At 68.8% G+C, this 18,026-nt stretch carries 16 protein-coding genes; 8 read left to right on the top strand and 8 right to left on the bottom strand.

The genetic code is table 11. The features are described from left to right. Both IU450_RS06120 and IU450_RS06115 read right to left on the bottom strand, forming a co-directional pair. Window positions 1–1,023, bottom strand: coding sequence for a Ku protein (locus IU450_RS06120; RefSeq protein ID WP_195148821.1), 1,023 nt, complete (start codon window positions 1,021–1,023; stop codon window positions 1–3). Continuing rightward, window positions 1,020–2,132: a lycopene cyclase family protein gene (locus IU450_RS06115; protein ID WP_324197557.1), complete on the bottom strand. Its 1,113-nt coding sequence runs from the start codon at window positions 2,130–2,132 to the stop codon at window positions 1,020–1,022. Before IU450_RS06115 ends, IU450_RS06120 begins: the two co-directional genes overlap by 4 nt. A gap of 460 nt (window positions 2,133–2,592) precedes the next feature. On the opposite strand from IU450_RS06115, the gene IU450_RS06110 reads away from it, so the two are divergent. After that, on the top strand, window positions 2,593–4,803 hold the full coding sequence (locus IU450_RS06110; RefSeq protein ID WP_195148819.1) for an MMPL family transporter: 2,211 nt from the start codon (window positions 2,593–2,595) through the stop codon (window positions 4,801–4,803). Window positions 4,804–4,903: 100 nt separating this feature from the next. Then, on the top strand, window positions 4,904–5,692 hold the full coding sequence (locus IU450_RS06105; RefSeq protein ID WP_195148818.1) for a hypothetical protein: 789 nt from the start codon (window positions 4,904–4,906) through the stop codon (window positions 5,690–5,692). Between the two features lie 42 nt (window positions 5,693–5,734). Here the strand turns inward: IU450_RS06105 and IU450_RS06100 are convergent, their stop codons facing one another. After that, on the bottom strand, window positions 5,735–6,499 hold the full coding sequence (locus tag IU450_RS06100; RefSeq protein ID WP_195148817.1) for an SDR family oxidoreductase: 765 nt from the start codon (window positions 6,497–6,499) through the stop codon (window positions 5,735–5,737). A gap of 165 nt (window positions 6,500–6,664) precedes the next feature. Between IU450_RS06100 and IU450_RS06095 the strand changes: the two genes are divergently transcribed. From IU450_RS06095 to IU450_RS06085, 3 genes are all read left to right on the top strand, one after another. Then, window positions 6,665–8,296: an ABC-F family ATP-binding cassette domain-containing protein gene (locus IU450_RS06095; RefSeq protein WP_195148816.1), complete on the top strand. Its 1,632-nt coding sequence runs from the start codon at window positions 6,665–6,667 to the stop codon at window positions 8,294–8,296. A gap of 81 nt (window positions 8,297–8,377) precedes the next feature. Further along, on the top strand, window positions 8,378–8,608 hold the full coding sequence (locus tag IU450_RS06090; protein ID WP_043693584.1) for a helix-turn-helix domain-containing protein: 231 nt from the start codon (window positions 8,378–8,380) through the stop codon (window positions 8,606–8,608). 80 nt (window positions 8,609–8,688) lie between these two features. Then, window positions 8,689–9,261, top strand: a complete 573-nt coding sequence (locus IU450_RS06085; protein ID WP_195148815.1) for a dihydrofolate reductase family protein — start codon at window positions 8,689–8,691, stop codon at window positions 9,259–9,261. On the opposite strand, the gene IU450_RS06080 is transcribed toward IU450_RS06085, so the two are convergent. The 3 genes from IU450_RS06080 to IU450_RS06070 all read right to left on the bottom strand — a co-directional run bounded on the left by IU450_RS06080 (window position 9,255) and on the right by IU450_RS06070 (window position 11,590). Further along, a complete protein-coding gene (locus IU450_RS06080; protein ID WP_324197556.1) occupies window positions 9,255–10,184 on the bottom strand; it encodes a hypothetical protein in 930 nt (309 codons plus the stop codon). The two genes, IU450_RS06085 and IU450_RS06080, sit on opposite strands and share 7 nt — an antisense overlap. Before the next feature lie 44 nt (window positions 10,185–10,228). After that, window positions 10,229–10,684, bottom strand: coding sequence for a hypothetical protein (locus tag IU450_RS06075; protein WP_195148813.1), 456 nt, complete (start codon window positions 10,682–10,684; stop codon window positions 10,229–10,231). A 402-nt stretch (window positions 10,685–11,086) separates the two neighbouring features. Further along, on the bottom strand, window positions 11,087–11,590 hold the full coding sequence (locus tag IU450_RS06070) for a cupin domain-containing protein (RefSeq protein ID WP_195148812.1): 504 nt from the start codon (window positions 11,588–11,590) through the stop codon (window positions 11,087–11,089). A gap of 70 nt (window positions 11,591–11,660) precedes the next feature. Here IU450_RS06070 and IU450_RS06065 point away from each other — a divergent pair, with 70 nt between their 5' ends. Both IU450_RS06065 and IU450_RS06060 read left to right on the top strand, forming a co-directional pair. Beyond that, window positions 11,661–12,167, top strand: a complete 507-nt coding sequence (locus IU450_RS06065) for a MarR family winged helix-turn-helix transcriptional regulator (RefSeq protein WP_195148811.1) — start codon at window positions 11,661–11,663, stop codon at window positions 12,165–12,167. A gap of 161 nt (window positions 12,168–12,328) precedes the next feature. After that, window positions 12,329–13,123 carry a hypothetical protein gene (locus IU450_RS06060; RefSeq protein ID WP_195148810.1) on the top strand — a complete coding sequence of 265 codons (795 nt, stop codon included), beginning with the start codon at window positions 12,329–12,331 and terminating at the stop codon, window positions 13,121–13,123. 95 nt (window positions 13,124–13,218) lie between these two features. On the opposite strand, the gene IU450_RS06055 is transcribed toward IU450_RS06060, so the two are convergent. Beyond that, window positions 13,219–13,785, bottom strand: a complete 567-nt coding sequence (locus IU450_RS06055) for a TetR/AcrR family transcriptional regulator (protein WP_039798681.1) — start codon at window positions 13,783–13,785, stop codon at window positions 13,219–13,221. 311 nt (window positions 13,786–14,096) lie between these two features. Continuing rightward, window positions 14,097–16,916 carry an aconitate hydratase gene (locus IU450_RS06050; protein WP_195148809.1) on the bottom strand — a complete coding sequence of 940 codons (2,820 nt, stop codon included), beginning with the start codon at window positions 16,914–16,916 and terminating at the stop codon, window positions 14,097–14,099. Between the two features lie 287 nt (window positions 16,917–17,203). Here IU450_RS06050 and IU450_RS06045 point away from each other — a divergent pair, with 287 nt between their 5' ends. Next, a complete protein-coding gene (locus IU450_RS06045; protein WP_195148808.1) occupies window positions 17,204–17,791 on the top strand; it encodes a DUF6676 family protein in 588 nt (195 codons plus the stop codon). The last annotated feature ends 235 nt before the right edge of the window (window positions 17,792–18,026 follow it).

Genomic DNA, 18,026 nt, shown 5'->3' with positions numbered 1-18,026 from the left:
TCAGGCGCCCTTGCGGGCCGCGGTCTTCTTGGCCGCTTTCGCAGGCGCCTTCTTCGCCGCGCTCTTGGCGGCGCTCTTCGACGCGGTGGTCTTCGCCGCGCTCTTGGAAGCGCTCTTCGCCGCACCGCTCTTCGACGCCGTGGTCTTCGCGGCGCCGCCCTTGCTCGCGGTGCTCTTGGCCGGAGCCTTCTTCGCCGTCTTCTTCGGCTCGGCCGCGGCGCCGTCCCCGCCCGCTGTCCGGCGTCCGCTGGCCTCCAGGCTGCGTTGCAGCGCGGCGACCAGGTCGACCACCTCGGCGTCCATCCCGCTCGGCACGGGCTCCGGCTGCTCGGGCACCTTGCCGGTGCCGCTGGCGATCGCCTCGTCGAGCAGACGTTTGAGTTCGATCTGATACTCGTCGGTGAACTGGTCCGGATCGAAGTCGTCTGACATGGCCTCGACGAGCGTCTCCGCCATCTTGATCTCCTGCGACCGGGGTTCGGCGATACCGTCCAGGGATTCGAATTCGACGGAACGGACCTCGTCCGGCCACAGCAGCGTCTGCAGCACCAGAATGCCCTCGCGCACGCGCAGCGCCGCCAGCCTGGTTTTCTGGCGCAGCGTGAAATACACCAGGGCGGTGCGTTCGATCTCCTCCAGCGTCCGCGCCAGCAGGACGTAGGCCTTGGGCGTGCTGGAATCCGGTTCCAGGTAGTAGCTCTTCTCGTACAGGACGGGGTCGATCTGATCGGACGGCACGAACTGCAGAACCGGGATCTCGTGCTTCTCGGCCACGGGTAGTTTCGCGAAGTCCTCGTCGCTGAGCACGACCTTGTCCCCGTCGGGGGACTCGTAGGCCTTGTCGATGTCGGTGTACTGGACGGATTGACCGCACACGGTGCAGACACGCTCGTATTTGATCCGGCCTCCATCCTTGGCGTGCACCTGATGGAACCGGATGTCGTGGTCCTCGGTGGCGGTGTACACCTTCACCGGGACGTTCACCAGCCCGAATGCGATCGAGCCCTTCCAGATCGATCTCATGGTCCCATCATGGCCGAACCCCACCGACCTCGCGAGCGAACCGGGATCCCGAGTGTCGCGGCCGCGACGCGCCGACGCAGCCGCCCGGGCAGGGCCTCGAAGAGTGATCTCATCGCCGCGACGGTTCCGCCGAGGTCGGCGCGGCCGGACAGATACGCCCGCTGCGCCGCCGGGGGCAGGGTGAAGAACGTGTCGAAGAACAGCGGGATGTCCTCGGGCGGCAGGGCCAGCAGCGCCCGCAGCCCGGCGCTGCGCAAGTGGTGGACGACGCGCGCCCCGGCGGGCCACACGTCCTGCCCCGCCGCCACCGCGTCGGCCGAGGCCAGCGCCGCGCCGACGCTGTACCCGGTGGCCGGGTGCAGGAACCCGCCCGCCGCGCCGAACCGGCGCGGCCCCGGACGGCCGCCCTGCACGGGAAACCGGACGTGCTCGACGGGCTCGGCTCCGGTGAGCTCGATGCCCCTGGCGCGGAGCCGGTGCCGCAAGCGAGTCCGCAGTTGTGCCCCTGCCAGGGCGGGGCGTCCGGCCAGGCAGGTCTCCTCGAGCAGCATCCGCTCGTCATCGAGCGGGACGGCGTAGAGGAACGAGGGCGGCGCGCCGGAGGGAGCGCCGTTGTCGGAACGCCAGTCCATGAACAGCGGGTCCAGGCCCGCGCAGCGGCTCGCGTCCACGATCACGCCGTAGGCGGTCTGCTCGGCCCGTGCCGGGGAGCGGGTGAGTCCGCGCGCGTCGACCACTCGACCGCCGGTGATGGTCGCGCCGGACGCCAGCCGCACGCGCTCAGGACTGATGTCGACCGCGCGATCCGAGACGACCTGCGCGTCGGGAAACCGCAGGGCGCGCTGCAGGCGCACATTGTCGAGCACGACATAGGGACGGTCCACCCGGTGAGCGTGCGTTCCCCAGGCCGTCGGCCGGGGTACCGTCGCCGCCACGACCTCCGGCGGCAGCCAATCGGGCAGCTCGTCAGCCCACGCCGCGTAGGTGGCCGTCCACCTGCGCTCCGGCGCCGGGTCCACCACGGTCACCGTGAGTCCGTGCACCCCCGCGCGGTGCGCGAGGGCGCGACCGGCCGGGCCGAGACCGCAGACGACGAGGTCCGGCTTCACGCCAGGGCCGTCCGGATCCGGGGCAGTGCGATTCCGTACATGGTTCGAGCCTCTCATTTGCCCGCGCGAAGGAACGCACGCGCCGCGTCGACATGTCCGGCGGGGCATCCACCCGGCGGCCTTGCTCCGGCCGACATGAAATCTTCACGAATACCATCGCGGTGATCTTTGCCGCGGGTGAGCGCGCGCGGGGCATCGAGTCGCCGAGAACCGGGTGATGCCCAGCACGGCAGCCCGGGGCCGCGACTCGGTGCGGTGGACGGAATGTGTTCGCGCTCACCGGAGTTTCTCGCACGTTGCTAGGATGCCGGGGCGCCGGCGCGCGCATCCGGCCCCGGTGCCGAGTGTCAGGTGTCGGCGTACCGGCGTGCCGAGAACGGCGCGCCGGGCACGGTGCCGACCGGAGTCCACCGGAGCCGGACGAAAGCGGCGCGACCGGAACGAGTTAGGGGTAGACGCAGTGTTCGAACTGACCAGGCGGCGCAGCCGATGGATCCTGGCCGTGTTCGTGGTCCTCGCACTGGCGATGGGCACGCTGAGCGCGACGCTGTTCGACAAAGTGCAGGGCGGCGGGTACATCGACCCCGACAGCGAATCGAGCCGGGCGACCGCCGTGCTGCGGGACACCTTCGGCCAGGCCACCCCGAACTTCGTGCTGCTGGTGCAGACTCGCCGGTCGGTGGACGACGACGCGGCGGCCACCGCGGCGACGAACCTGGTCACCGAGCTGAAGTCGGTGTCCGGCGTCGCGGGCGTCACCTCGTACTGGACCGACAAATCGCCCGCGCTGCGCAGCACCGACGGCACCAAGGGACTGATCGTGGCCAGCATCCTCGGCGAGGAGGCCGAGGTCGACGAACGGGTGGGTGATCTCGCCGACCGGTTCGGCGGCATCCACGGTCCGCTCGAGGTGCGGGTGGGCGGCTACGCGATGCTGCTGCACGAGACGGTGCAGCAGAGCGAAAAAGACGTCGTGCTCGGCGAATCCATCGCTTTCCCGATCACGCTGATCGCCCTGCTGCTGGTGTTCGGCGGCCTGGTCGCGGCCAGCCTGCCGCTGGTCGTCGCGATGATCACGGTGATGATCACGATGGGTGCGCTGTGGCTGATCGCGAGCGTCACCGATCTCGCCGCGACCGCGACCAACGTCGCGACCTTGCTCGGGCTCGGCCTGGCGATCGACTACAGCCTGCTGATCATCAGCCGCTACCGCGACGAACTGGTCGCCGGGCAGCAACCGGGGGCCGCGGTGGCCGCCACCATGCGCTCGGCGGGCCGGACCGTCGTGTTCTCCGCCGTCACCGTCGCCGTCGCCCTCTCGGGACTGCTGTTCTTCCCACTGCTGGCCGTACGGTCGATGGGATACGCCGGTCTGGCCGTCGCCGTAATCGCCGCGACCGTATCGCTGACCGTGCTGCCCGCGATCCTGTTCCTGCTCGGCGCCAAGATCGACAGCGGTCAGTTGTGGTGGTTCCTGCGCGCCGCCCGCCCCGCGCCCGGCGAGGGAGCCTGGCATCGCCTGGCCCGATTCGTGATGATGCGGCCGGTGCCGATCGGGCTCGCGGTCACCGCCCTGCTGCTCGTGCTGGGCACGCCGTTCCTCGGTGTGAAACTGGGCTTCCCCGACGAACGTTCGCTGCCGGAATCGATGAACAACCGTCAGGTCACCGAGACCATCCAGCGGGACTTCGCCGCCACCGAGCAGAACGGACTGTTCGCGGTGCTGCCCGAAAGCGCTTACAGCGCAGCGGGGTTGGACGCCTACGCCCGGGAGCTGTCGGAGATCGAGAACGTCGGCCGGGTCGACACCGCCACCGGCAGTTACAGCCACGGTGGTCTGCTCGCCGCGCCCACCAGCGCCAACGACCGCTTCCGCGCGGAGAGCGCCGCCTATCTCGCGGTGGTCCCGGACACCACCGATCCCGGCGTGCTGGACCGGATCGCGCGGGATGTGCGCGCGACGCCCGCCGCGTCACCGGTGCTGGTCGGCGGCGTGGCCGCGGCCAACGCGGACGCGATCGGCGCGGTGGTCGATGCGCTGCCGTACGCGCTGGCCTTCGTCGTGCTGATCATGCTCGTGGTCCTGTTCCTGCTCACCGGAAGCGTCGTGCTGCCGTTGCTGGCGGTCGTGCTCAGCTTCCTGAGCCTCACCGCGACCTTCGGCGCGCTGGTCTGGATCTTCCAGGACGGGCACCTGTCCGGCCTGCTCGGCTTCACCGTCACCGGCGACCTGCCGCCGACGGTTCCGGTCATGCTGTTCGGCGTTGCTTTCGGCCTCGCCATGGACTACCAGGTGTTCCTGCTGGCACGGATCCGGGAGGAGTACCAGCGCACCAGGTCCAACGCGCTGGCCGTCACCTCCGGGCTGGAACGGATCGGCCGGATCGTCACCGCGGCGGCGGTGCTGATCTCGCTGGTCTTCCTCGGCTTCCTCGCCTCCGACATCACCTTCATGAAGGCGTTCGGGATCGGGCTGCCGCTCGCCGTGCTGGTGGACGCCACCCTGGTGCGCGGCTTCCTGCTGCCCGCGGCGATGGAACTGCTCGGCCATTGGAACTGGTACGCCCCCGGGCCGCTGCGCGCACTGCACCGGCGGTTCGGCATCGAAGAGCAGTCCGCCGCCCCGGCGGTCGCGGGACGCGAGGACTGGCTCCAGCCCGCGCGGTTGTGAGCCGCGTCCCGGCCGGTCCGATCGGGTAGGGTCGGCCGGGCAGTCCGGGGAGGCCCACGCGGGGTGGGACGGCTGTCGGGAGATGTGGAGGGCGACCGCGATGACCTATCCATCCGGTTCCGGATTCGGTGGCGGCCACGAGGATCACGCGAAGTCGGACGAGGCCCGGTACCAGGCGGACTGGGGGCGGATGGGTCCGCCGAGCGCGTACCCGATGGCGGCCTGGGAGCCGCCGCCGCTGCCGCCGCCCAAGTCGGGAACCGGCGTCGTCGCCGGACTGGTGGCCGGTGTCGTCGCCGTGCTCATAGCGGTCGCCATCGGCGTCGCGGTGTATCCGCGCGAGCACGAGCGCGGGCACGCGCAAGCCGCGGCCACGTCCGCCGAAGCGACCACCCGCGCGAGCGGCATCACCAGCACGCGACCTGTGCGCCCTTCGTCGGGCAGGCTGAGCTACACCGAATACGCGAAGGACTGGGACTTCCGCTTCGATCGCGTGCAACTGCACGCCGACTGGGTCGACGGGCGTGATCACGCCGATTGCGGCCCCATCGAGGCGGCGGGCAAGCTCACCGGTCTCGGCTGCGTCTACGCGGCGGAGCTGGTGTACCGCGCCGAAGGCGGCGCGGTGATGCTCACTCAGTTCGTCCTGGGCATGACCGACCCGGGCCGAGCGGCCGCGGCGAAGGACCGGTTCACCGACGCGGACCTCACCCTGCGTCCCGGCACCTACATCAAGGGCTACGCGACCGGCAAGTGGAAGGACGGCAGCGAGAAGGAATTCGTGGTGATCACCTTCGCGACCGCCACCGACGCCGTCGACGCGCCGACGGTCGAGAAGTACCTGCGCTACCGGCACGCCGACACGCTCGGCGCACTGGCGTTCCGCTAGCGCAGGTGCTCGCCCCGGGCACGGACGGCCGTCGGGCGCGGGTCAGATCCCGCCGGTGGACAGCAGTCCGCCGTCCACCCGCACCGTCTCGCCGGTGATCCACGCCGCCTCGTCGGAGACCAGGAAGCCGATCAGACGCGCCACGTCCTCCGGCGTACCCAGCCGCTTCATCGGGTACACGCTCGCGGCGCGCTCCTCGTCGGTCGAGTACAGCGCGTCGGCGAACTTCGTCTTGATCACGCCCGGCGCGACCGCGTTCACCCGGATGTTCGGCCCGAGCTGCCAGGCCAGCTCACCGGTGAGGTGGATCAGCGCCGACTTGGACGCACCGTAGGCGGCGATCACGCCGGTCGAACGGATGCCCGCCACGCTGGCCACGTTGACCACGGCGCCGCCGTGGTCGCGCATCCACGCCCGGTAGGCCTCCTGGATGTAGCCGAGAGCCGCGACCACGTTCACGTCGAAGATCTTGCGCACCGCGTCCAGATCGGCGTCCATCAGGGAGCCGAAGACCGGGTTGATGCCGGTGTTGTTGATCAGCACGTCCAGCGAACCGAACTCCGCAACCGCGCGCTCGACCGCGGCCGCCCGATCCTCGGCGACACCGGAATTGCCCGCCAGGGCCACGACCTGGCCCTGGTGCCCGAGCCCGCGCAGCTCGGCGGCGGCTTCCTCCAGCGGATCCTTCTTCCGCGCGGTGATCAGCACGTTCGCGCCGCGGCCGAGCAGCTCCGCCGCGACCGCCTTGCCGATGCCCCGGCTGGCCCCCGTGACCAGAGCGCTCTTGCCCAATAGATCGGTACTCATGACATCGCACGGTAGCGCAGCTGATCGCGCGGGCGTTACCGCCGTCACATGCGGGGTGCTGGAATGGGGGAGGACCGTTCGTCCCGGTAAAATCGGTGGTTCTTGTGCGCTTCGGGTCGCACAATCGAGCACGCGTCCAGCACCACGATCCGCGAGGAGAAATTTGTGATCACCGCGACCGACCTGGAGGTCCGGGCCGGAGTCCGCACCCTGCTGTCCGCTCCCGGACCGGCGCTGCGGGTGCAGGCCGGCGACCGGATCGGGCTGGTCGGGCGCAACGGTGCGGGCAAGACCACCACGCTGCGGATCCTGGCCGGTGAGGGTGAGCCGTACGCCGGAAAGATTCTTCGCTCCAGCGACATCGGTTACCTGCCCCAGGACCCGCGCGAGGGCAATCTGGATGTGCTGGCCCGCGACCGGGTGCTGTCCGCGCGCGGCCTGGACACGCTGATCCGTGAGATGGAGAAGCAGCAGGCGCTGATGGCGGAGGTCGCCGACGACGCCGAGCGCGAGAAGGCGGTCCGCAAGTACGGCCGGCTCGAGGAACGGTTCTCGGCGCTCGGCGGCTACGTCGCCGAGAGCGAGGCGGCGCGCATCTGCCACAGCCTCGGTCTGCCCGACCGGGTGCTCGGCCAGCCGTTGCGCACCCTGTCCGGTGGTCAGCGCCGCCGAATCGAATTGGCGCGCATCCTGTTCGCGGCGTCCGACGGCAGCGGCGGGCGCTCGGACACGATCCTGCTGCTGGACGAGCCGACCAACCATCTCGACGCCGACTCGATCACCTGGCTGCGCGGTTTCCTGCAGAACCACGACGGTGGCCTGATCGTGATCAGTCACGACGTGGAGCTGCTCGCCGACGTGGTGAACAAGGTGTGGTTCCTGGACGCCGTGCGCGGCGAGGCCGACGTCTACAACATGGGCTGGAAGAAGTATCTGGACGCGCGCGCCACCGACGAGCAGCGCAGGCGCCGCGAACGCGCGAACGCCGAGAAGAAGGCGAGTGCGCTGCGCGCCCAGGCGGCCAAGCTCGGCGCCAAGGCCACGAAAGCGACTGCGGCGCAGAACATGGCCAAGCGCGCCGATCGCCTGCTGGCCGAACTCGACGACGTGCGTGTCGCCGACAAGGTCGCCCGGATCAAGTTCCCGGAGCCCGCGGCCTGCGGCAAGACGCCGCTGATGGCCGAGAACCTGACCAAGGTCTACGGCTCGCTGGAGATCTTCACCGGCGTCGACCTCGCGATCGACCGGGGCAGCCGGGTGGTGGTACTCGGTCTCAACGGCGCGGGTAAGACGACGCTGCTGCGCCTGCTGGCCGGTGTCGAGCAGCCGACCGCGGGCGGGTTGGTGCCCGGGCACGGCCTGAAGGTCGGCTACTTCGCCCAGGAGCACGACACCCTGGACGACAACGCCACCGTGTGGGAGAACATCCGGCACGCCGCCCCGGACGCGGGCGAGCAGGATCTGCGCGGGCTGCTCGGCGCGTTCATGTTCTCCGGTCCGCAGCTCGACCAGCCCGCGGGCACCCTGTCCGGCGGCGAGAAGACCCGTCTGGCGCTGGCCGGGCTGGTCTCCTCGGCGGCGAACGTCCTGCTGCTCGACGAGCCGACGAACAACCTCGACCCGGTGTCGCGGGAACAGGTGCTGGACGCCCTGCGCACCTACGCCGGCGCCGTGGTGCTGGTGACCCACGATCCCGGCGCAGCGGAGGCGTTGTCTCCGGAACGCGTGATCCTGCTTCCGGACGGGACAGAAGACCATTGGTCGGCCGAATATCTGGAACTTATTCAGCTTGCGTGAGTTTCATCACAGGAACCCGTTGATCACGGCCAGCTGAGTGCTTAGCCTGGAAAGACGCTGCTCGGCGACTCGGAGGAAGCCATGAGCGACAGGCCACAGAGCAAGGCCCCATTGGGTAAGGGCACACGCGTCACCGGGAAGTCACGCGATCGCCTACAAACCCAGCTGAAGAAACAGTACGAGGCGGGTGCCAGCATCCGGTCCCTGGCGCGGTCCACCGGCCGCTCCTACGGTTTCATCCACAACGTGCTGGTGGAGTCGCATGTGCAACTCCGCAGCCGCGGTGGAGCCAATCGCCGCAAGGTCCAATAACGCCGCGACGGCGCGATGACTTCGCGCCGCGAGGGCCGTCGACACAGTAGGGACACATTGTCGACGGAAGGAACTTCGCGGTGCGGAACGTGCTGTTGCAGATCATGGTGACACTGGACGGCTATGCGGCCGGCCCGGACGGAGCGCTCGACTGGATCGAAGTCGACGACCCCGAACTGGATGCCTACCTCGCCGAGCTGCTCGGCGGCGTCGATGCCCAGATATTCGGGCGCACCTCCTACGAGCTGCTCGCCGGGTATTGGCCGGACGCGCAACGAAATCCGGCGACTCCCGGGGACGCGATGCTCGCGCCGCTGGTCAACGCGCTCCCGAAGCTCGTGCTGTCGCACCGGCCGGACCTGGAGCTGCCTTGGCAGCCCGCGCGCCGGATCGGCACGGACCTGCCCGCCGACATCGCGGAGCTGAGGAACGGCTCCGGCAAGCCGGTGGTGGTGTTCGCCGGTGTCCGCACCGCGCAGGAGTTCCTGCGTCTGGACGCGGTGGATGAGCTTCGGCTGCTGGTGTTTCCGGTGCTGCTCGGCGCGGGTAGCCCGCTGTTCGGTGGCGTCGCGCCGCGGCGGCTGCGGCTGGTGGACAGCGTGGCTTTCCGTGCGTCGGGCGTGCTGCTGCAGACCTATCGCCGGGCTCAGTAGCCCGCCACCGTGCCGTCCCCGTCCACCAGCAGGTTGGCCAGGCTGCGAAAGATCGGCAGACCGGTCTTGATCTCCAGGTAGGCGAACTGGCCCTGCGGATTGACCTCGAGAAAGTAGTACTCGCCGTCGCGGCCCAGCCGTATGTCGAGCACACCGAAGGACAACCCGAGCGCGCCCATCAGGGTGGCCAGGGACTTGCTCACCGCGGCGGGCAGGTGGTCGGGCGTGAAATCGACCGAGGTGTCCAGCCGCGAGTCGACCTTGCCCACGCCGGCCTGCGAGTCGATGCGCACGGTCCATTCGACGCCGTCCACCCACACGACCCGCAGGTCGCAGACGGCGTCGACGTAGTCCTGGAAGGTGGTCGGCGCCGAGCGGATCGCGGCCAGCCTGCCGAAATCGTCCCGCGAGATGATCCTGGTCTCGGCGAACTCCGCCCGGCTGGTGCCGGTGCGTTTGTAAACGACCGGGCCGGGCCGGGATTCGACGAAGCTGCGCGCCTCGTCCGGATCGTTGGTGATCAACGTCTCCGGCACCGCGAACCCGGCCCGCAGCGCCGTCTCCAGTTGCACGATCTTGCGTCCCGCGGTGCGATCCGCCCCGGGGTCGTTGACCCAGTGAGCGGGAATGGACCAGAGCAGGCCCTGGATGAATCCATCGCACTCGGCCTGGCGAAAATCGTTGTCCGAGGCACGGACACCCGCGGGCACCCGCGCCGGGTGCGGACGCCGCCACCACACCGACCGGACGTCGTCGAGGCCGATCAGGTGCGACAGCGAGCGTGCGGTGCCGAGCCGGTCCAGTCGGAAGCTGCCGGACTCGCGGGGAAAATCGCGCAGGTCGAGCTGGATCGGGCCGATCCCATGGTGTTCTCGTAACGTCGCCGCCATCGCGGTGGCGTGTAGATCATCGGATTCGGACACGATCAGAACCGAACTCCGCCGGCGTGCGGCCATCCGCCTGCCGCTCAGTCGAGGCTGTCGCAGTTGATGCCGTCGTCGCTGCCGTCGATCGACCTGGTCTGGCAGTAGGTGAACGTCGCCCCGCTCGTCCCGGGGCAGTCGACGAGTTGCAGGCGGTCGGCCCAGATTTCGGTCAGCTGCCGCAACTGGTCGTCACCGAGCGCCTCCGACGGCGACTCCGGAATGGTCATCGGCCGATCGATCAGATCGATGCGCAGCCTGCGGGTGAAGTCGGCGGTGGCGCCCGCGCGGATGTCCACGAGCACCGGGCGGCCGTCCTGATCGGACTGCGGCACTGCGGAATCGACCACACGCAAGACATCCGACCGACAGAACGTCCACGTTCCCTCGGCGACGCGCACGCTGATCTCACGGTCCGATTCCGCGACCAGCAGACCCTGGAGCGGAGGAACGCGGTCACCTTTCGGCGTCGTCCCGGGAAGGCGGATTGCGTCGGTCATAGCCTTTTCTCCGATCTGCTCACGATTTGCCACGACCCCCAAGCGTGTGAGCGATCATATCGCGACAGGGGTCTTCGTCGGCTCGGATCGCGAGATTTCGCGGCCTGCGGCAAACCGAATTCCGATCGATAAGCGCCGAGTACCGAAAGATTTCCGGTAGTCTGGAAACGCGTACGGCGCAATCATCGAGCTATTCCGACGCGCTGCGGGACGGTGCCCATAGCCCGATATTGGCGGCTGTGCATCTGTACTTTCGCGCACCGCGGTGGCGGTGCGGACCAGAGCTCGGAGACGACCGCTTCCGCGCGCGGCATCGTATTTCTTCCGCCCGCATGCGCGGTGCTTCGTCATCTATCTGCTCGAATTCGGTTGCTCCCAACAAATCAGGAAGCCCCGGCGAGTTCAACTGCGGTTCGCGTTGCGCTCCGCCCACCAGGCGGGGGCATCGATGAAGTGGTTGTCGAACTCGTCTTGCGCGGCGGCGAGGTCGGCCATCGTGGATTCGCCCGCGGCTATCCGTTCCAGCAGCCGGAAGTACTCGAACCGCTGCACGCCGGGGGTGAGCGCGATCAGGATCCGCGCCGTGCGGTCCGGCGCGGCGCCGAAGGCGTGCGGCATGAACTTCGGCACCACGATCGAACCGCCGGCGCCGACGGTGACGATCCGGTCGCCGGCCAGCAGCTGCAATTCGCCCTCGGCGACATAGAACAACTCGTCCGAACGCGTGTGATAGTGCGGCGCCGCGCCGTCCGCTCCACGATCCATGGCGACCTCGAGCGTGCTGAGCCCGCCGCCCGCTTCTTCGGCGTCGATCAGCAGGCGCAGGGTGACCGCCGCCGTGCGCAGGATCTCCGCGTCCTGCGGCTGTCGAATCGCGACGTCCTTGCGCGGGGTAGGGATGGTCATCTCGATCTCCATTGATTCGGTGATTGATAATTCGCTACCGAACTATATCTCGGCGAATAGAATCCTGTCCATGACCGAGCGAAAAGCGGACGCCGTCGACGCGATCGTGGCGCAGTGGGAGCGCGAACGGCCGGACCTCGACCTCGAGGCGATGGGCGTGATCGGCCGCCTCGGCAGGCTGCTGCTGGTGGCGCAGCGCGAGATCGAGGCGGTGTTCGGTGCGCACGGCCTGCAGCGTGGCGAGTTCGATGTGCTTGCCGCGCTGCGCCGTTCGGGCCAGCCGTGCGAACTCAACCCGTCGGTGCTCGCCGACACGCTGATGCTCTCCCGGGCGGGCATGACCGGACGGCTGGACCGGCTGGAGTCGGCGGGGCTGGTGCGTCGGGTCGCGGACGCGCAGGACCGCAGAGCGGTACGCGTGGCCCTCACCGAGGCAGGGCGGGCACTGGTGGACCGGGTGGTCACCGAGCACACCGCGAACGAGACCAGGATGCTGTCGGTGCTCACCGCCGCGGAACGGACAGAACTGGACCGAATCGCGCGAATTCTGCTGAGCAGCATGGAACCGGGCGCGTAGCGGCGGTAGCTCACGCGGCCGCCGATCCGCCGAATCGCGCTCTACATGGGAGAACTCGTGCCGCGATGAGGTAGCCCGATACTCGTGTCGGCAGGGGCGCCCGGGTCTACCTTGAGATTCCGTGCCGAAGGGGTCGGTGCGGTTGGGGCAAGGAGGACACGATGATCGACATCATCACTTTCCGCGGCACCGGCGAGCCGCGCAACTCCGACGGAACGCCCGCGGGCATGCTGCACGACGTCACGAAACTACTCGACACCGGCAAGTTCAGCTGCTTCGAACCGGATTGGCCCGCTTCGGTCGGCCCCGTGCCGGAGGCATGGGGGCCTTCGCTGGAGACCTCGGTGCGGCGCGGCATCGCCGCGGGCGTGCAGGCGATCCAGGACTCGCCCAACGTCTGCGGGCTGCTGAGCTATTCGCTCGGCGGCATCTGCGCCAGCAGGATCCTGGAGGGCGTCCAGTCCGGAAAGTACAAGAACGTCGACGGCACGCCGTTGGAGATCGCTTTCGTGGTCGGCATCGCCAACCCCCTCCGCAGGGCCGGGCAGTCGGTCGGAAACCTCTGCCCGGCGAACACCTTCGGTCTGCACGGGCAGCGGGGCGCGTGGCCGGCCTCGGTGGCGGTGCGCGAGTACGCCAACCCTGGTGACATCATCACCGCGTCCCCGTCGAATTCCCCGCTGCGCATCATCGACGTGGGTATCTCGCCGTTCTCGTTCGTCGAAGGGGCTCGCATCGGCGACGTCGCGCCGCTGATCTTCGCCGAACTGCTCGAGATCCTGCTGCGTGACCCGCTCGGCAACCTGGACCGCTACACCGCGGCGGTCCGCGGCGTCGTCGGCTACCTCACCCCGTGGCCCTACGGCCAGCACGTCCTCTACAACCACCAGCACATGCCGGGGACCAGCGTCCCGTGGACAACGCACGCCGCGGAGTACATCAATACGACGTTCTGAGCATTCCCCTCCGCAAGCACTGACGCGCCCCCGCCGCTGCGAATCCTGCGCCATCCGACTGGCACGGCCCGAGACCCGCAGAGGCGGGGGAGCGCTCACTGCTTGCGACGAACCGAAGCTTCGACGAGATCCAGTACGGCGGAGAGGTTCTCGTTGGTGTGCCCGGAAGCGATCCGGGCGATCAGTCCGTCGAGGACGAGGTCGAGGTAGCCGAGCAGGACGTCGGTGGGCACATCGTCGCGCAGCGCGCCCGCGGCCTTGCGCCGTTCCAGCCGGGCCAGGGTGGCCGCGGTGAGCTCGGCCGAACGCTGGGTCCAGCCTGCGCGGAATTCGGGATCGGTACGCAGCCGCCGCGCGATCTCCAATCGGGTTCCGAGCCAGTTGAACTGTTCCGGGTGGGCGAGCATGTCGCGCATCACCTGCACGATGCCCTGGTTGGCCGCGACGTCGGCCATGCGTTCGGCGTCCTCCTGGGCGAGGGCGAGGAACAGCGCGTCCTTGTCACGGAAGTGGTGGAAGATGGCGCCCCTGGATAGCCCGATCTCCTCCTCGAGGCGGCGCACGGTGGCGCCGTCGTAGCCGTACTCGGCGAAGCAGCGGCGTGCCCCGTCCAGAATCTGGCTGCGCCGGGCGGCGAGGTGATCGTCACTGACCTTGGGCACGGAATCCTCCAGTGGGGAAACACGGACCCCCGCATCGACGGTCCACCGATGCGGGGGTTCTCACAGTACGAGCGAGGCGGGCAGTGATCCGAGCGGCCGCGATGACGGCGCGCTGATCACTGACAACCCAGGTGCTCGCGGAGATGCGGCCGCTTGCGCGATCGCGACTCCGCCGGGAGCGAGTCTTACGAGCGACGTTCGCGCCCGTCTCGTGTTCGCGTGCCCGAAGCGTATGCGCCGCAGGCGCGAGACTCGGGCGCGCGAACACGAGACTTCAGGGGCTCGAACACGCGCCGCCGAAGGCGGCGCGATCAGGCCCTGATCATGTTGCGCAGCACGTACTGCAGGATGCCGCCGTTGCGGTAGTAGTCGGCCTCACCGGGGGTGTCGATCCGCACGACCGCGTCGAAGGTGATCTTGTCACCGTTCTCCTTGGTCGCGGTGACCTTCAGGGTCTTCGGGGTGACACCCTCGTTCAGCTGGGTGATGCCCTCGATGTCGAAGGTCTCGGTGCCGTCCAGCTTCAGCGACGCGGCCGACTCGCCCGCCGGGAACTGCAGCGGGATGACGCCCATGCCGATGAGGTTGGAGCGGTGGATGCGCTCGAACGACTCGGTGATGACGGCCCGCACGCCCAGCAGGCTGGTGCCCTTGGCGGCCCAGTCACGCGAGGATCCCGAGCCGTACTCCTTGCCGCCGAGCACAACCAGCGGGACGCCCGCGGCCTGGTAGTTCTGCGACGCGTCGTAGATGAACGCCTGCGGGCCGCCCTCCTGGGTGAAGTCGCGGGTGTAGCCACCCGAGACGTCGTCGAGCAGCTGGTTGCGCAGCCGGATGTTGGCGAAGGTGCCGCGGATCATCACCTCGTGGTTGCCGCGGCGCGAGCCGTAGGAGTTGTAGTCCTTGCGCTCGACGCCGTTGGCCTCCAGGTACTGGGCGGCCGGGGTGCCCGGCTTGATGTTGCCCGCCGGGGAGATGTGGTCGGTGGTGACCGAGTCGCCGAGCAGCGCGAGTACCCGGGCGCCCTTGATGTCGGTGACCGGCTCCGGCGTCTGCGGCATGCCCTCGAAGTACGGAGGCTTGCGCACGTAGGTGGACTGCGCATCCCACTCGAAGGTCTTGCCCTCCGGCGTGGGCAGGCCACGCCAGCGCTCGTCGCCCCGGAAGACGTCCTTGTAGTCCTCGAGGAACATGTCGCGGCTGATGACCCGGTCGATGGTGTCCTGGATCTCCTGCGGCGAGGGCCAGATGTCCTTCAGGAAGACGTCGTTGCCGTCGTTGTCCTTGCCCAGCGGGTCGTTCTCGAAGTCGAAGTCCATGGTTCCCGCGAGCGCGTAGGCGATGACCAGCGGCGGGGAGGCCAGGTAGTTCATCTTCACGTCGGGGGAGATGCGGCCTTCGAAGTTGCGGTTGCCCGACAGCACCGCGGTGACGGTGAGGTCGTTGTCGTTGACCGCCTTCGAGATCTCCTCGGGCAGCGGGCCGGTGTTGCCGATGCAGGTGGCGCAACCGAACGCGACCAGGTTGAAGCCCAGCTTGTCCAGGTACGGCCACAGGCCGGCCTTCTCGTAGTAGCCGTTGACGACCTGCGAGCCCGGCGCCATGGAGGTCTTCACCCACGGCTTGCGGGCCAAGCCCTTGTCCACCGCGTTGCGGGCCAGCAGGGCCGCGCCGATCATGACCGACGGGTTGGAGGTGTTGGTGCAGGAGGTGATCGAGGCGACCACGACCGCGCCGTGGTCGAGCACGAAGTCGCCGTACTCCTCGGTGGAGACCTTGACCGGCTTGCTCGGGCGGCCCTCCGCGCCGTTCGCGGCGGACGGCGTGAAGTCGGAGCCGTCGTCGGCGAAGGACAGCACGGCCGGGTCGCTGGCCGGGAAGGATTCCTCGACGGCCTCGTCCAGTTTGCTGTGCGGGGTCTCGGCGGCGGGGCCGCTCTCCGCGTCGCTGGTGTAGTTGTGGATGTCCTTGCGGAACGCGATCTTGGACTCCGACAACAGGATCCGGTCCTGCGGCCGCTTCGGGCCCGCGATGGACGGGACAACGGTGCTCAGGTCCAGCTCGAGGTACTCGGAGTAGGCGGGCTCGGAGTCGGCGTCGTGCCAGAGACCCTGCTCCTTGGCGTACGCCTCGACCAGCGCGACCTGCTCGTCGGAACGACCGGTCAGGCGCAGGTATTCGACGGTCACCTCATCGATCGGGAAGATCGCGGCGGTGGAACCGAATTCGGGGCTCATGTTGCCCAGGGTGGCGCGGTTGGCCAGCGGAACCTCGGCCACGCCCTTGCCGTAGAACTCGACGAACTTGCCGACCACGCCGTGCTTGCGCAGCATGTCGGTGACGGTGAGCACCACGTCGGTCGCGGTCACGCCCGGGTTGATCTCGCCGGTCAGCTTGAAGCCGACGACGCGCGGGATCAGCATCGAGACGGGCTGGCCGAGCATGGCCGCCTCGGCCTCGATGCCGCCGACGCCCCAGCCGAGGACGCCGAGGCCGTTGACCATGGTGGTGTGCGAGTCGGTGCCGACGCAGGTGTCGGGGTAGGCCTGGCCGTTGCGGACCATGACGACGCGGGCCAGGTGCTCGATGTTGACCTGGTGCACGATGCCGGTGCTCGGCGGGACGACCTTGAAGTCGTCGAACGCGGTCTGGCCCCAGCGCAGGAACTGGTAGCGCTCACCGTTGCGCTGGTACTCGATGTCGACGTTGCGCTCGAAGGCGTCCGCGCGGCCGAAGACGTCGATGATGACGGAGTGGTCGATGACCATCTCGGCGGGGGCGAGCGGGTTCACCTTGTCCGGGTCGCCGCCCAGGGTGGCCACGGCCTCGCGCATGGTGGCCAGGTCGACGATGCACGGCACGCCGGTGAAGTCCTGCATGATCACGCGGGCGGGCGTGAACTGGATCTCGGTGTTCGGCTGCGCCGACGGATCCCACTTCGCGATGGCGCGAATATGATCGGCGGTGATGTTGGCGCCGTCCTCGGTGCGGAGGAGATTCTCCGCGAGGACCTTCAGTGCGTAGGGGAGTTTTTCGGTGCCGGGCACGGCGGAGAGGCGGAAGATCTCGTAGGAGTTGCTTCCCACCTCGAGGGTGCCCTTGGCGCCGAAAGTATCGATACTTGTCGTCACGTCAGCTCCACTCGTCTGTGAGGGCGGTCGTCGGCGGGGCTGTGCCGGCGACCGAGTCTTCGGAGGTGCTCCGGCGCCGCTGGGGCGCCGGTTCCTCGCGGCTACGACCTTAACAGTACGCTTGTCCTGTGAAATACCAGGGGGCGGTTCGGCGTGCCGCGCGCGAGTGATGCGACACTCCGTCGCGTACTGTGCTTTCGAGCCAGCAAGGGAAACCTCGCTCGACCCTGCAGTGTTGGATGCCCGTCGCTTCGGTTGCCGATGCGGCTCGACAGACCGGATGGAAGATGACCGCCCCGCACAACTCGGTTTTCGCCCCTATGGCCGCCGAACTGCCGCCCAATATCACCGCCGACACCGTGCGCTCACTCACCGCCGATCTGGCCGATGACCACGTCGCAACCTTGACCGGCAAGGACAAGCCGGAGTTGGCCGCCATCGCCGCGGAGGCGCGGTCGGAAGGAATCCCGCTGAGCATCGTGGTCGTCCCCGGCAATCCAGGACACGACTCGAGCCTACGAGACCTGGCCACCGAGGTGGGCAAGACGCAGCACGGCACCGTCGTCGTCTTCAGCGACGACTGGATCGGCACCTACAGCGATTCGATCAGCCGGGTGCGGCTGGAGTGGGCCGAGGACGCCGCGAAGGGCAAGCAGGGTAAGAGCGGGGAGGCCGCGAGCATCTTCGCCGCCCGTTTGGAGACGCCGGAGTCGGTGTCGTGGACCGCGATCACCAGCACCCTGCTGGCCGGGACGGCGGTGGCCATCGCGGGACTGTACTGGGTCAAGGCCCGGCGAGCGGCGAACGAGGCCGCGCCGGTGCGAGTCGCGAGCGATCGGCGGGGGGCGGAGGGCGAGTCGCCCGACGCGCACTAGCTGAGCTCGGCGCAGCGGCCACGACACGAGCGGCTGAGGCCGACTCGATTCTCGCGGAGGGTTCCCTCCGCCTCGACCACGGCTGCCCGATATCGCCGAAGCAGCGGATACCTCCGTCGCGCCTGGGCGAGTGCCGCCGTGACCTTCGCTGGATGTGAAGGCTGCCCCTGCCCGCTTTTGGGAGGCAACCGGGCTGCTGGTTTCCAGTCAGCTAATTTTCCGAACAGTTGGTCTG

Source organism: Nocardia abscessus (assembly GCF_015477775.1).
Lineage (GTDB): Bacteria > Actinomycetota > Actinomycetes > Mycobacteriales > Mycobacteriaceae > Nocardia > Nocardia abscessus_A.
This window is presented reverse-complemented; position numbering and strand designations above follow the sequence as displayed.

Bases quoted from the DNA above. Each gene is read 5' to 3' on its own strand.
- IU450_RS06100 (WP_195148817.1), bottom strand. From the start codon at position 6,499: ATGAGTACCGATCTATTGGGCAAGAGCGCTCTGGTCACGGGGGCCAGC.
- IU450_RS06090 (WP_043693584.1), top strand. From the start codon at position 8,378: ATGAGCGACAGGCCACAGAGCAAGGCCCCATTGGGTAAGGGCACACGC.
- IU450_RS06065 (WP_195148811.1), top strand. From the start codon at position 11,661: ATGACCGAGCGAAAAGCGGACGCCGTCGACGCGATCGTGGCGCAGTGG.
- IU450_RS06120 (WP_195148821.1), bottom strand. From the start codon at position 1,023: ATGAGATCGATCTGGAAGGGCTCGATCGCATTCGGGCTGGTGAACGTC.
- IU450_RS06060 (WP_195148810.1), top strand. From the start codon at position 12,329: ATGATCGACATCATCACTTTCCGCGGCACCGGCGAGCCGCGCAACTCC.
- IU450_RS06045 (WP_195148808.1), top strand. From the start codon at position 17,204: ATGACCGCCCCGCACAACTCGGTTTTCGCCCCTATGGCCGCCGAACTG.
- IU450_RS06070 (WP_195148812.1), bottom strand. From the start codon at position 11,590: ATGACCATCCCTACCCCGCGCAAGGACGTCGCGATTCGACAGCCGCAG.
- IU450_RS06105 (WP_195148818.1), top strand. From the start codon at position 4,904: ATGACCTATCCATCCGGTTCCGGATTCGGTGGCGGCCACGAGGATCAC.
- IU450_RS06075 (WP_195148813.1), bottom strand. From the start codon at position 10,684: ATGACCGACGCAATCCGCCTTCCCGGGACGACGCCGAAAGGTGACCGC.